Source organism: Natronospirillum sp. (assembly GCF_022565775.1).
Lineage (GTDB): Bacteria > Pseudomonadota > Gammaproteobacteria > Pseudomonadales > Natronospirillaceae > Natronospirillum.
This window is the reverse complement of the sequence record NZ_JAIUMC010000025.1, coordinates 21,153-34,211: the sequence shown is the minus strand read 5'-3', so window position 1 is coordinate 34,211 and position 13,059 is coordinate 21,153. Positions and strand designations below refer to the sequence as shown.

Sequence of the window (13,059 nt, the reverse complement as noted above, 5' to 3'; positions counted from 1 at the left end):
CTACTGTCTACTGTCTACTGTCTACTGTCTACTGTCTACTGTCTACTGTCTACTGATCAAAGCCACCCCCGCTCCGCAAACGACACCGCGCATCCGCACCCGACCACGATATGATCCAGCAACCGGATATCCACCAACTCCAGAGACTGCTTCAGCCGGTCGGTAATCAATCGATCACTCTGGCTCGGCTCGGCCACACCACTGGGATGATTGTGACTGATGATCAGCGCCGCCGCATTGTGCGACAGCGCCATCTTCACCACCTCACGCGGATGCACCGGTGCACTGTCGATGGTGCCCTCGAAGATGGGCTCGAACGCCAGCAAACGATGCTGGTTGTCCAGAAACAGCGCCGCAAAGCATTCCCGCTCGCGGTGCTGAAGCTGTGACTGCAGATAGTTTTTCACCCGGTCCGGCTGGGTAAATACCGGCGCTTCGGTCAGTTCCTGCTGCAGATAACGCCGCGACATTTCCAGCACGGCGCTCAACTGGGCGTACTTGGCCTGCCCCAGACCGGGGTTGGTGCAGAAGGCAGGCCGCGGCAGTTGCAGAATGCGCCCCAGCGAACCGTGACGGTCAATCAACTGGCGCGCCAGATCCACCGCACTGATGCCCGGCAGGCCGGTGCGCAGAAAGATGGCCAGCAGTTCGGCGTCCGACAGCGCGCCGGGGCCGAGCGAGAGCAGTTTTTCACGCGGCCGTTCGCCTTCCGGCCAGCATTTTATCGACATTTCGCGTATCCTTTCGCTATGGATTCATGGCGCGCAGTGCCTCTAGTCTGGCCTGCGCACAGTGCAGACCCAGTGCCTGATTAAAACGGCGGATCAGAGCCCGGGCAAGCCAGGGGCCTGATTTCTGAACTCGGGTTCAGGCGTTACTGAACTCAGGGGGCAGTGCCTGGTCCCATCGGGGGCAAAACTGAAGGAGTTGACGACAATGAGTCTGCAGGGGCAGAGAATTCTGCTGGGTATCAGCGGCGGTATCGCCGCCTACAAGAGCGCCGAACTGGCGCGCCTGTTGAGCAAGGCCGGGGCCGAAGTTCAGGTGGTCATGACTCCGGGTGCCCAGGCCTTTATCACCCCACTGACCTTTCAGGCGCTGACCGGGCGACCGGCACGCACCGAACTACTGGATGAAGACGCCGAGCAGGGCATGGGGCATATCGAGCTGGCACGCTGGGCTACTCTGGTACTGCTGGCGCCGGCCACCGCAAGCCTGCTGGCGCGGATGCGGGCGGGTATGGCCGATGATCTGCTGACCACGGTATTGCTCGCCAGCCAGGCGCCGGTGGCAATAGCCCCCGCGATGAATCAGGCCATGTGGGCCCATGCGGCAACCCAGGCCAATGTTCAGGGCCTGACCGAGCTCTATGATCCGCAGTGGATCGGCCCGGACAGCGGCGATCAGGCCTGTGGCGATTTTGGTGCCGGGCGCATGAGTGAGCCGGCAGCGATTGTGCAGGCCCTGCAGGAGCGGTTCGCTGAGAAAAAATCAGCCTGGGCCGGGCGTCGTGTGGTGGTGACCGCCGGGCCGACCCGGGAGGCCATCGACCCGGTGCGCTATCTCAGCAATCACTCGTCCGGGCGCATGGGATTTGCGCTGGCTGAGGCTGCCGCCCGCCAGGGTGCACAGGTGGTGCTGATCAGCGGGCCAGTGCAACTGGCTACTCCGCCCGGGGTCGAGCGCATCGATGTCGAGTCGGCGCAGGACATGTGGCAGGCCGCGCAGACGGCAGCCCCGAAGGCCGATCTGTTCATTGGTGCCGCGGCTGTTGCCGATTATCGGGTCGAGAATCCTTCCGACCAGAAGCAGAAAAAGCAGCAGGGGAAGAATGAGTGGCAACTGACCCTGGTGCAGAACCCCGACATCATCGACGGTGTGTCCCGCTTGAAAGACCGACCAAAGCAGGTGGTGGGCTTTGCCGCTGAAACACAGGATGTGGAGCGTTACGCCTGGGACAAGCTGGCGCGCAAGAATCTGGACTGGATTGTCGCCAATGATGTCAGCCGCACCGATATCGGATTCAACAGCGATGACAACGAAGTGACAGTGTTCGGGCGGCAAAACGAACGTTATGATATAGGCCGACAGCCGAAGTCAGTACTCGCTGACGCGCTGCTCGACGTATTTGCCCGGGGCTTTCCCGAGGACTGAATCCGACAACCTGCGACAAGGACCGATCATGACCCTGCACCGCCTGCAGATCAAAATACTGGATGAACGCCTGGGGCACAGCATTCCCATGCCGGATTATGCCACTGCCGGTTCTGCCGGGCTTGACCTGCGCGCCTGTCTGCCCGAAGCGCTGACGCTGGAACCGGGGCAGACCGAACTGATCCCTACCGGCCTGGCCATCTGGGTGCGAGACACCGGCTATGCGGCCATGCTGCTGCCGCGCTCCGGCCTGGGGCACAAGCACGGCATCGTGCTGGGCAACCTGGTAGGGCTTATTGATTCCGACTACCAGGGCCAGTTGATGGTGTCCTGCTGGAATCGCAGCGCCACGCCCTTTACCGTGGAGGTCGGCGAGCGCATTGCCCAGATGGTGCTGGTGCCGGTCAGCCAGCCAGAGTTTGAAATCGTCGACACCTTTACCCAGTCAGACCGGGGTGCCGGTGGCTTTGGCCACACAGGTCGCCACTAGTTTCCCTGGACAGTAGTAACGAATTAAGCAGGTTCAAACACATGCCACTCAGCCGAAAGGACGCTCTGACTTTTTCCAGTGTGCTCAGCGAGGCGCTGCCTTATATACAGCGTTTCTCGGGCAAGATTCTGGTCATCAAATATGGCGGCAACGCCATGGTTGACGAAAAACTGCAGGCCAGTTTTGCGCGCGACATGGTGCTGCTCAAGACCGTGGGTATTCACCCGGTGGTGGTGCATGGCGGCGGGCCGCAGATCGGCGACTTGCTGGCGCGCCTGAACATCAAGTCTGAGTTCATCAATGGTATGCGGGTGACCACCGGAGAAACCATGGATGTCGTGGAAATGGTGCTCGGCGGGCTGGTGAACAAGCAGATCGTCAACCTGATCAACCAGAACGGTGGTCGGGCCGTGGGGGTCACTGGCAAGGATGGCCAGTCCATCCAGGCGCGCAAGCTGCACGTCAAGGTCAAGACCAAGGAGTTGGATGAGCCCGAGATCATCGACATGGGCCATGTCGGCGAAGTAGCTCACATCGACACGCGGCTGATCCATTTGATGCTCGACAGTGACCTGATTCCGGTCGTGGCCCCCATTGGGGTCGGCAAGGACGGAGCAAGCTACAACATCAATGCGGATCTGGTGGCCGGCAAGCTGGCGGAAAGCCTGAAGGCCGAGAAGCTGATGCTGCTGACCAACATTCAGGGCCTGATGAACAAGGAAGGCGAAGTGCTGACCGGGCTGACCGTGGAAGAGGTCGACGCCCTGATCGCCGACGGCACCATTCACGGCGGCATGCTGCCCAAGATAAACTGTGCGCTGGAAGCTGTGCGCAACGGCGTGCACAGTGTGCATATCATTGATGGCCGTGTGGCCCATGCCAGCCTGCTGGAAGTGTTTTCCGATGTGGGTGTGGGTACTCTGATTACCAACCATTCAGGTGAGCTGTAACCATGAAGTCTACGTCTCGCAAGCAGCAGATTCTGCAGGCGCTCGCTGAAATGCTGGAAGAGGGCGCCGGCAACAAGATCACCACGGCCCGCCTGGCAGAAAGAGTGGGCGTGTCCGAAGCGGCGCTGTATCGCCACTTCCCCTCCAAGGCGCGGATGTTCGAAGGTCTGATCGAGTTTATCGAAGAGACCATCTTTACCCGTATCAACCGCATCCTGGATGAAGACACCCGGGCCCTGGCCCGCACTCAGGCCGTGCTGTACCTGTTGCTGGCTTTTGCCGAACGCAACCCGGGCATGTGCCGCATACTGGCCGGTGATGCACTAGCCGGCGAGGTGGATCGGCTGCGCGATCGGGTGGCTCAGTTTTTCGAGCGCATAGACCTGCAGCTCAAGCAGATCATGCGCGAATCCGGCCTGCTGGAAGGTCTGGAAACCCCGATAGAACCCGGTGTGGCGTCCAACCTGCTGTTGGCCGTTGTCGAAGGCCGCATCGCCCAGTTTGTGCGCAGCCATTTTACCCGCAAGCCTACCGAAAACTGGGAAGCGCACTGGGAAGTGCTGTCAGCCGGGATCTTCGGCATACCAGAGCCCTGCCCGGACCCCTTTACGGAAGCGGCTTCCGAAACTTCTTCATCGACTCAGGACTGAGAGCATCATGTACAGCGTATTCGTCGACGGCCAGGAAGGGACCACGGGACTGCAGATCAAGGAGCGGCTGACCCGCCATCCTGAAGTAGAGCTGCTGGAAATTGATCCTGAAAAGCGCAAGGACACCGGCGAACGCCAGCGTCTGATCAATGCGGCAGACATCGCCTTTCTGTGTCTGCCTGATGCCGCGGCGAAAGAATCCGCTGCCTTGTGCACCTCCGACAGCACTCGTCTGATCGACGCCAGTACCGCACATCGAGTAGATCCGGAATGGGTGTTCGGCCTGCCGGAACTCGACGCCGGGCAGCGCGAGAAGATCGCTGCCGCAAAACGCGTGGCCAACCCGGGCTGCCATTCCACCGGCTTTATATTGCTGGTGCGGCCGCTGATTGATGCCGGCATTCTGCCCGCCGGCACCGCACTGAGCTGCCAGTCACTGACCGGCTATAGTGGCGGCGGCAAGGGCCTGATTGAGCGCTATGAGCAGGCGGACGAGCAGACCCGCGCCAGACTGCAGGGCCCCAGCCACTATGCGCTCGGCCTGACGCACAAGCACCTGCCCGAGATGCAGGCGCTGACCGGCCTGACCTCACCCCCCGTGTTTACCCCGCTGGTCGGCCCCTACTACAAGGGCATGGTGGTCACCGTGCCGCTGCACGCCTGGCAACTGGCGTCCGTGCACACGGCAGAAGCCGTGCATGCCCAATTGACCGAGCACTATGCGGACAGCCGCTTTGTCACCGTGCAGCCCTTCGATGCCAGCGGGCAGGTGGATGGCGGCTTCCTGAACCCCCAGGGCGCCAATGACACCAACGAGAACCAGATCTTCGTGTTTGGTGGCGACGAGCACATCCTGCTGATGTCCCGACTCGACAACCTCGGCAAGGGCGCCTCAGGTGCCGCTGTGCAGAACATGAATATCATGCTCGGGTTGCCGGAGCAGACAGGATTGTAGTCGACAGATGACAGTCGACGGTCGACAGTGAGTGTTTGACTACCCTTGGAGGTATGGCAACGATCTTACTGTCTACTGTCTACTGTCTACTGTCTACTGTCTACTGTCTACTGTCTACTGTCTACTGTCTGCCGTCTACTAATATCCTGAACCCCCCATTAAAACTTTCTGACTATCCCCCCAAACCCCTGGGCACTACACTCTCAACAAGCTACCCACCAGAGAGAGTGCCCCATGCCTGCCCCCATTCGCTTGCCCACCTATTTCATCTCCCATGGCGGTGGCCCCTGGCCGTGGATGGAACGCGAGCTGGGTGATCAGTACCGGGTGCTGCGCACCTTCCTGCAGGATTTGCCCGGCACACTGCCTGACGCGCCGAAGGCGATACTGGTGATCACAGGTCACTGGGAAACTGAAACGCTGCGCATCAGTGCCGGCGAGCGGCCGGGGATGATTTACGACTACTACAATTTTCCGCCGCACACCTATGAGGTCAGTTATCCGGCACCCGGAGACCCGACATTGGCCTCCCGGATATCCACGCTGCTTGAACAGAGCGGCTTCAATGCGCAACTGGACCCGGAACGCGGCTTCGACCACGGCACCTTTGTGCCCCTGTCGGTCATGTACCCCGAGGCCAAGGTGCCGGTGGTGATGCTGTCCATGCTCAATCATCGCGACCCTGCGACCCATATGGCGCTGGGGCAGGCACTGGCACCACTGCGTGACGAAGGGGTGCTGATCATCGGCAGCGGCCTCAGCTATCACAACCTCAGGCTGATGAACCAGGCTGGCGCCGAACCCTCACGACAGTTCGATGACTGGCTGCAGGACACGCTGACACAGCAGGACACCAACACCCGAATGGAGCGCCTGCAACACTGGAGCCAGGCTCCGGGCGCGCGGATTGCCCATGCCGAAGAAGACCATCTGGTGCCGTTGTTTGTGGCCGCTGGTGCGGCAGAGGAGGACAGGGGCGAGTGCGTGCACCATGAGCCCGACTTCTTCGGGCACATTACAGTGTCGAGTTTCCGCTTTGGCTAAAAAAATCTCTCCGGCATTGAATGACGAAGAGATTGTTTGCGGGCCGAAGACTGGACTGGCGTGAATCAATAATCCACGCCGGCCGGTCTGATTCTGTTTCCCGTTAAATGGTTCCGCCCAGTAGCGGCAGGAGCATCACCAGGACAACGGTGGCCGTAACGCCGCTGGGCAAATAGCCCCAATGCCTGGTGTGAGGCCATACCGGCATGACGCTGATCAGGATCAGCATCAGCGCAACGAGCAAAACGCCGGCGAGATTCATGAGTGGCGGCTCCACTAAGCGATCTTCACCCATGCTGCCACTCGCGAGCAGGGCGCTTCTGTGCGCTACCGCACGGAAGCGGGTGCACTCAGAGGGCTAGGATGCTGCTTTGCAAGGGAGTAGTCCCATGAAACCGATTCAGGTATTTGCCGTGGTGCTGATCGCACTGGGTGTGCTGGCACTGGTTTATGGTGGCTTTTCCTATACCAGCGAAACGCATGAAGCATCGCTGGGTGCATTCAGCCTGTCCATGGATGAGCGAGAGTATGTCAATGTGCCGGTCTGGGCCGGTGCGGCGGCTATCGTGGCAGGCGTCCTGATGTTCCTCTTTGCGGGGCGCCGTCGTTGACGGCAGTGACCCCCTTTTTTCACTAGAATCGCCGACCGATGTCACTTAGATCATCCCGATAAAGGGCCATCAGTGAGTTGCTGAACAGTCTACCCGCCTAATTTCGATCCAACCCAACGTCCACGAACCGTTCGACTGGTGTTTTTCACAGGTGCAGTGATTCCTGTGGAAAATGACATGCGTTCGAATGTGACGCCGGTCACATTGTCATTGTTGCCTATACCCAGGGTGTATTGAGATGCAGCTTTCTGTCGGGAATACTTTTCCCGCAAGTCGCAAGACTGGGCCCCTCAACAGGCGCCCGCCAGGGAAAGTGATCAATCTCCATGCAATAGGGAATTGCATTGATATGACAGGCCTCTTTCGACAGGAAGCGATCGTTCAGCAACAAGACCGCCTGCACGGCGACGTATTGCTGTTGCAGCCACTGTCTATCCGACTATTTTGTGTTGTTGCCTTGCTGTTTGTCTCGGCGGTGGCAGCCTATCTCAGTTGGGCCACCTTTCCGCGCAAGGAGACCGTGCAGGGTCATCTGGTACCGTCTTCCGGCGTGCTGCAGGTGACCGCGCCGCGCGCCGGTATTGTTCGGCAGGTGCTGGTCAGTGACGGCGACCGGGTCAGCGCAGGCCAGCCTCTTTTTGTCGTCAACGGCGACAGCATTCTTGCTGACGGCCGCAACCTTGAAACCCTCCTGCTGGAGGAATACCAGCAGCGACAATCGCTGCTCAGTCAGCGCATTGATCGGGTGCCCACACTCTTCGCCCACCGCCGTCAGGATGTCGAGCAGTCTCTGGATGAGGCGGCAGATGACCTCGAGTCCTTGCGCCGACAAGCCTCGACACTCGAACAGCGACTGGCACTGACCCACGAGCAGGTTGAACGACTGGAGCGCCTGCGCGAACGCAACCTGGCCAGTCAGACTGATCTCAACCAGGCGGTAGACCAGCGACTGGCACTGGAGTCCGAATTGCAGAGCCTGCAGCGCAGTATCGACAATCAGCGCCATCAGCGTGAACGTCTGCAGGCCCAGTTGCACAACCTGATCACCGAGCAGGAAGACCAGCAGGACCAGCTCCATTCCGAGCTCAGCACACTGGCCCAGCAGATCGCTGAACTGCACGGTCGACGCGCCTATGTCATTACCGCTGAGCGCGATGGTCGAATCACCAGCGTGCAAGCGGTAGAAGGGCAGGACGCCGAGCCAGGCTTGCCGCTGGCCAGCCTGCTGCCGGAAGATACTGAATTGCTGGCCGAGCTCTTCGTGCCCACCAGCGCTATTGGTTTTCTGGAGACTGGCCAGCCGGTTCGGACTCGCTACTCGGCCTTTCCGTATCAGCAGTTCGGGCTTTATGACGGCCAGATCAGTGAAATCAGCAACCACGTACTGCTGCCCAGCGAGCTTCACCGAGCGCCCATCGCTCTTGAGGAGCCGGTTTACCGCGTGCGCGCCCGCATCGACCAGCAGCATGTGCTCGCCTTTGGCCAGGAGACACCCCTGAAACCCGGCATTCTGCTGGAGGCCGATATCGAACTGGCCGACCGCACGCTGGTGCAGTGGTTGATGGAGCCCATCTTCAGTATTCGGGGTCGTTTATAGCAGAGAGGAATTTGGCCGAACCCAATTTGGGTTTGGCTGAAAAGGAAACAAGAGTTTGGTTTATTCAATCAACTCAGCTTTGTGGGGAGTCTGTATGTTGGAGGCGATCAGTGGTTACGTGACCGGGTTTCTCGCTGAGAAGCTAATGCAGAAACGAGTACGATCATGGGTTATCGCACTTGTCTTAACAGTTGCTTCCTTCCTTGTTTATGCGTTGTACCACCTGCTGTTTCTAAAGGAGAGTGTCGCGGAGATAGTGAGTCCAGTCTGGTTGGTATTGCCGATATTTACTGGCCTGTTCTTACTTCTGTGGCTTGTTGTTATCTATTACTACGGGAGAGAGAAGAGAGCCGAAGTTCGATAGGTTGTACAGGGCTGACGGGTATTCTGGACAAACCGAATGCAAGAGTTTGACTTGGCCCAACTTGGGCTTAGTTGAAAGGGAGCCCGATGGTGGCTGAACTTTGACGAGCAAACCACCACCGGGAGACAGACTCACGAATAGGGATTCGTGTGTTGTCAGGGAAGACATTAACTTAAATCTGATAATTCTCAAAGGAGATGTGAAATGAAAGCTTTAAGTGTGAACGAAACCAAGATGGTTAGTGGTGGAAATCCGCTCGTCTGGGCTGGTACAGCGGTTATTGCCTATGCATCTTATCGTGTTGGCAAGCGCCAAGGCTATAACGATAACGTTGACTGTTGATAAGGAGATGACAATGAAGAAAATCCGTGAAGAACAGGTTGTAAAAGTATCAGGCGGAAACCCATGGGCTATAGGGGCTCTTATAATTGCATCCGCCACATATGGATACAACCGAGGTAAGAACCAAGCAGAGCGAGACAACAGGACCGGGAACCAGATGTGTCTAAACTGATAGACTGAATTATCGGTTACTGAGGAGCAGTGCGCTTTTAGTGCGCTGCTCTATTTTGATATTGGAGTTTTCCCAATGTTTAGTATAGAAAAGCTGAATTGGCCTGCTGTTTTTATGTTTGGTTTTGTCTCTTTTGGTTATGTTTTTGACTATATTCTCGGGGTCCTTTTATGGGGCGATGATTTGTTCGGAGGCAATTTGTTCCAAGGGCTTTTTACGGGGCTTGTATTTGCCTTTCTGAATTTAGTTATTCTCTCTGAAAAACTTCGTGGCGTCAGCGACACGAAGGACAGGAAGAGGAAATTTATGATTTATTGTTCAATTGTAGGTCTTTCTCTGGTGGGATCCTTTTTTCATGGTGCCCGAGGAGGTATCGACTGGCTAGTTTAATGCTCTGGACTCAGTCATTAGGATTTGCAAATTATGGTAACTGCTTTTTCAGTAATTCTATTTTTTGCGCTAGTTGGCGGCCAAAACTTATATTCAAAGAGTGTAGAAGGTTCTGAGCTGACATCTCTGGATTATCTGGTTGTTTTCTAGGTCTTATTGTCGTTTCGTTCTTCTATTTAATTGTCTTTGTAGTCAGGTTTGCGGCTGGTATTGAAAATAATAGAGATAGTCAGTGAATTGTTCCTCTGTTTTAAAAGGACTTCTATATGTCACAACACATGGCAACACCCGAAAACTTCAACGGTGAAACCTCTTCACCAGACGCCCAGCAACTGCCCACCGTCGGAAAATCCATTGCCTGGTTGGTGGCCTTTGCCGCGTTATTCTATGGCGCCGCGATGCTGTATGGCGCTTATCTCGGAGTGACCCAACCTGACTTGGTCGAGGACGACGAGTTGCTGATGGAAGCCCTGCTCAGCCCGACAGGATTGATGGTGGTCAGTCTCCTGCAAGCAGTCTTACTGATTCCCTGTGTGTTGTTCGCGGCGCATTTCTCCAGCCAGCACTGGCGGGATACGCTTGCGTTCAGGGCGGTGCCATTGCATCTGCTCGGGTTCTGGGCGCTGGTGTATTGTGGATACTTTGTCGTGATGTCCGTGATGGAAGTGCTGGTGCCAGCAGACCACGGGGAGATCATGACGTCTCTGGCAGGTAGCCGGCATCTCGGGCTGTTTCTGACCTTTGTAGTGGTCGCGCCGGTGATCGAGGAACTGGTGTTCCGGGGCTATCTGTTCACGGCCTGGCGCAAGACTCGTCTGGGACTGTGGGGCACGGTGCTGCTGACTTCGTTGATTTTTTCGTTGGTCCATGCCGCACAATATTCATGGCTTATTCTGATTTATCTCTTTGTGTTCTCGATCATCCTGGGTCTGGCGCGGGAGAAAACCGGTTCGATCTGGACGCCTGCAATCCTTCACGTGCTGAACAACGCGATTGCCATGGTCAGCCTGGTGTATCTGGGACTCTACTGACATGACGACGCAGTCGAGTTCAGCAGCCAACGGCATACTGCCTGCCGGTCAGCTACTGCAGTTCAGTGGCAGTCGCCGCCTGCCGATGATTCATCAGTCCGAGGCGGCGGAATGCGGCATTGCCTGTGTGGCGATGATTGCCGGCTACCACGGGTATGAGATTGATCTCAGTCGCCTGCGTCAGCGGTTTTCGGTGAGTCAGCACGGGGTGAACCTGAAGCAGTTGATCGACATGGCGGCCGGTTTGCACCTCGCCGGTCGAGCGCTGCAACTGGAACTCGATGAACTGCCTCAGTTGCAGACACCCTGTGTGCTGCACTGGGACATGAACCATTTTGTGGTGCTGAAAAAGTGCACGGCGCAGAAGGTGGTCATTCATGACCCTGGGGCCGGTGAGCGCACCTTGTCGATGGAAGAGGCCAGCAAACATTTCACCGGCATTGCCCTGGAGCTGGCACCCACCGAGCAGTTCAAGCCCGAGAAAGCCCGGCCCCGCTTGCGCCTGCGTCAATTCTGGCAGCGCATTGTCGGGCTCAAACGCAGCCTGGCCATCATTCTGTTGCTGTCCCTGTTGCTGCAGCTCTTCGCGATCGCCGCCCCCTTTTACATGCAGACAGTGGTAGATGATGTGCTGCTGCGCCATGACACCAACCTGCTACTGGTGCTGGCGATCGGCTTCGGCCTGTTGATGCTGATTCGGGTTGCCACCGAGGCCGTGCGGGAGATCAGCATTCTGCACCTGTCGACTCGGCTCAATATCCAGATGGCGGCCAACCTGTTCCGTCATCTGGTGCGGCTGCCCATGGACTACTTCCAGAAACGCCACATGGGTGATGTGGTATCGCGGTTCGGGTCGCTGCAGAACATCCGCGAACTGCTGACCACCGGTCTGGTCTCGGCGCTGGTGGATGGCGTCATGGCACTCATCACGCTGGTAGTGATGCTGATTTACAGCGTGCAGCTTGCGCTGGTGGTGGTCGGGTTTGTGGTGCTCTATGGGCTGTCGCGCTGGTTGCTCTACAGGCCTTTGCGTCGGCGCAGCGAAGAAAGCATCGTCAGCCATGCCCGGCAGGATTCCAACTTCATGGAAACCGTGCGCGCCATGCAAACGATCAAGCTGTTTCAGCGTGAGAACGATCGGCAGAACCTGTGGCAGAACCGCTATGCCGAAGCCATGAACGCGGATATCCGGGTTGAAAAACTGCGCATCGGCTACGGGGTAATCAATGGCCTGCTTTTCGGGCTGGAAAACATCATCGTAGTGTATCTGGCGGCGCGGGCGGTCATGGGCGATGTGTTTTCCGTAGGCATGTTGTTCGCCTTCATAAGCTACAAGCAGCGTTTTGTGGACAGCATGGACGGTCTGATTGACCAGTTGATCGAAATGCGCATGATCGGCCTGCATCTGGACCGCCTGGCCGATATTACCTTCACACAGGCAGAAAATGTCGATGCGGCACTGCCCGCGCTGCCGGGCGAGCAGCGTACAGGCATTGCCGGGGCCTTGTCGGTCCGCGGACTGAGCTATCAGTACAGTGATGCCGACCCGCCGGTACTGGCGGGGATCGATCTCGACATCGAGCCGGGGGAGGCGGTGGCCATTGTCGGCCCGAGTGGCTGCGGTAAAACCACGCTGCTAAAATGTCTGATGGGGTTGATGAGCCCGTCAGCCGGTGAGATCACGGTGGATGGCCAGCCGATACATCAGGTGCCGGACTACAGGGCGTCGATCGCTGCAGTGATGCAGGATGAGCAACTGCTAAGTGGATCCATCGCGGACAACATTGCCTGCTTTGACCCTCAGCCGGATTTGAATCGGGTACAGGAGGCGGCGCAACTGGCAGCCATTCATGAAGACATTTTGAAGATGCCCATGCAGTACAACACGCTCGTGGGAGACATGGGCACCAGCCTGAGTGGCGGGCAGAAACAGCGCGTTGTGCTGGCCCGGGCGCTGTATCGACAGCCCCGCATTCTGTTCATGGACGAAGCCACCAGCCATCTGGATGCCGCCAACGAACAACAGGTCAACGAGAATATCCGCCACCTGAACATGACCCGCATCATTGTGGCACATCGTCAGGAGACGATAGACTCGGCGGATCGGGTGGTAGAGTTGGGGAGCCAAGACCAAGGATGATCATTCTTCAGAAATATGAACTGTATCTGAGCGCGCTATTTTTTCCATGGTCGATTGCTGAGCCGCTTGAGCTTGGAGAGAGAGTAGAAAAACGATTGATGCATCTGTCGATTTATTTGTGGTGCCCAAGCGTTGTATACGCGATTTATCTGATCAACAGGCATTACGA

At 57.5% G+C, this 13,059-nt stretch carries 14 protein-coding genes; 12 read left to right on the top strand and 2 right to left on the bottom strand.

From position 1 onward, the window contains the following. Nucleotides 1–56: 56 nt before the first annotated feature. The gene (gene radC / locus LAT62_RS07130) at nt 57–731 is read right to left on the bottom strand and encodes a DNA repair protein RadC (protein ID WP_293381132.1); all 675 of its coding nucleotides are present in this window, start codon (nt 729–731) and stop codon (nt 57–59) included. A 205-nt stretch (nt 732–936) separates the two neighbouring features. Between radC and coaBC the strand changes: the two genes are divergently transcribed. From coaBC to LAT62_RS07100, 6 genes are all read left to right on the top strand, one after another. Further along, complete coding sequence (gene coaBC, locus LAT62_RS07125; protein ID WP_293381129.1) at nt 937–2,154, top strand: bifunctional phosphopantothenoylcysteine decarboxylase/phosphopantothenate--cysteine ligase CoaBC; 1,218 nt, start codon at nt 937–939, stop codon at nt 2,152–2,154. A gap of 34 nt (nt 2,155–2,188) precedes the next feature. Continuing rightward, nucleotides 2,189–2,644, top strand: a complete 456-nt coding sequence (gene dut, locus LAT62_RS07120; RefSeq protein ID WP_293381141.1) for a dUTP diphosphatase — start codon at nt 2,189–2,191, stop codon at nt 2,642–2,644. 41 nt (nt 2,645–2,685) lie between these two features. After that, the gene (argB, locus tag LAT62_RS07115; protein WP_293381126.1) at nt 2,686–3,594 is read left to right on the top strand and encodes an acetylglutamate kinase; all 909 of its coding nucleotides are present in this window, start codon (nt 2,686–2,688) and stop codon (nt 3,592–3,594) included. A 2-nt stretch (nt 3,595–3,596) separates the two neighbouring features. Further along, complete coding sequence (slmA, locus tag LAT62_RS07110) at nt 3,597–4,244, top strand: nucleoid occlusion factor SlmA (protein ID WP_293381123.1); 648 nt, start codon at nt 3,597–3,599, stop codon at nt 4,242–4,244. 7 nt (nt 4,245–4,251) lie between these two features. After that, nucleotides 4,252–5,199 (top strand): N-acetyl-gamma-glutamyl-phosphate reductase, encoded by a 948-nt coding sequence (gene argC / locus LAT62_RS07105; RefSeq protein WP_293381120.1) that lies wholly within the window; start codon nt 4,252–4,254, stop codon nt 5,197–5,199. Between the two features lie 234 nt (nt 5,200–5,433). Beyond that, a complete protein-coding gene (locus LAT62_RS07100) occupies nt 5,434–6,243 on the top strand; it encodes a class III extradiol ring-cleavage dioxygenase (protein WP_293381117.1) in 810 nt (269 codons plus the stop codon). Nucleotides 6,244–6,346: 103 nt separating this feature from the next. On the opposite strand, the gene LAT62_RS07095 is transcribed toward LAT62_RS07100, so the two are convergent. Beyond that, nucleotides 6,347–6,538, bottom strand: a complete 192-nt coding sequence (locus LAT62_RS07095) for a DUF3309 family protein (RefSeq protein ID WP_293381114.1) — start codon at nt 6,536–6,538, stop codon at nt 6,347–6,349. A 94-nt stretch (nt 6,539–6,632) separates the two neighbouring features. Here LAT62_RS07095 and LAT62_RS07090 point away from each other — a divergent pair, with 94 nt between their 5' ends. From LAT62_RS07090 to LAT62_RS07065, 6 genes are all read left to right on the top strand, one after another. After that, a complete protein-coding gene (locus LAT62_RS07090) occupies nt 6,633–6,854 on the top strand; it encodes a hypothetical protein (RefSeq protein ID WP_293381111.1) in 222 nt (73 codons plus the stop codon). A 349-nt stretch (nt 6,855–7,203) separates the two neighbouring features. After that, nucleotides 7,204–8,451 carry an HlyD family efflux transporter periplasmic adaptor subunit gene (locus LAT62_RS07085; RefSeq protein WP_293381108.1) on the top strand — a complete coding sequence of 416 codons (1,248 nt, stop codon included), beginning with the start codon at nt 7,204–7,206 and terminating at the stop codon, nt 8,449–8,451. Between the two features lie 568 nt (nt 8,452–9,019). Continuing rightward, nucleotides 9,020–9,157 (top strand): hypothetical protein, encoded by a 138-nt coding sequence (locus LAT62_RS07080; RefSeq protein WP_293381105.1) that lies wholly within the window; start codon nt 9,020–9,022, stop codon nt 9,155–9,157. Nucleotides 9,158–9,404: 247 nt separating this feature from the next. Further along, nucleotides 9,405–9,719: a hypothetical protein gene (locus LAT62_RS07075; protein ID WP_293381102.1), complete on the top strand. Its 315-nt coding sequence runs from the start codon at nt 9,405–9,407 to the stop codon at nt 9,717–9,719. A 266-nt stretch (nt 9,720–9,985) separates the two neighbouring features. Further along, nucleotides 9,986–10,750 (top strand): CPBP family intramembrane glutamic endopeptidase, encoded by a 765-nt coding sequence (locus LAT62_RS07070; protein WP_293381099.1) that lies wholly within the window; start codon nt 9,986–9,988, stop codon nt 10,748–10,750. A 1-nt stretch (nt 10,751) separates the two neighbouring features. Continuing rightward, on the top strand, nt 10,752–12,890 hold the full coding sequence (locus LAT62_RS07065) for a peptidase domain-containing ABC transporter (RefSeq protein ID WP_293381096.1): 2,139 nt from the start codon (nt 10,752–10,754) through the stop codon (nt 12,888–12,890). Nucleotides 12,891–13,059 lie beyond the last annotated feature (169 nt).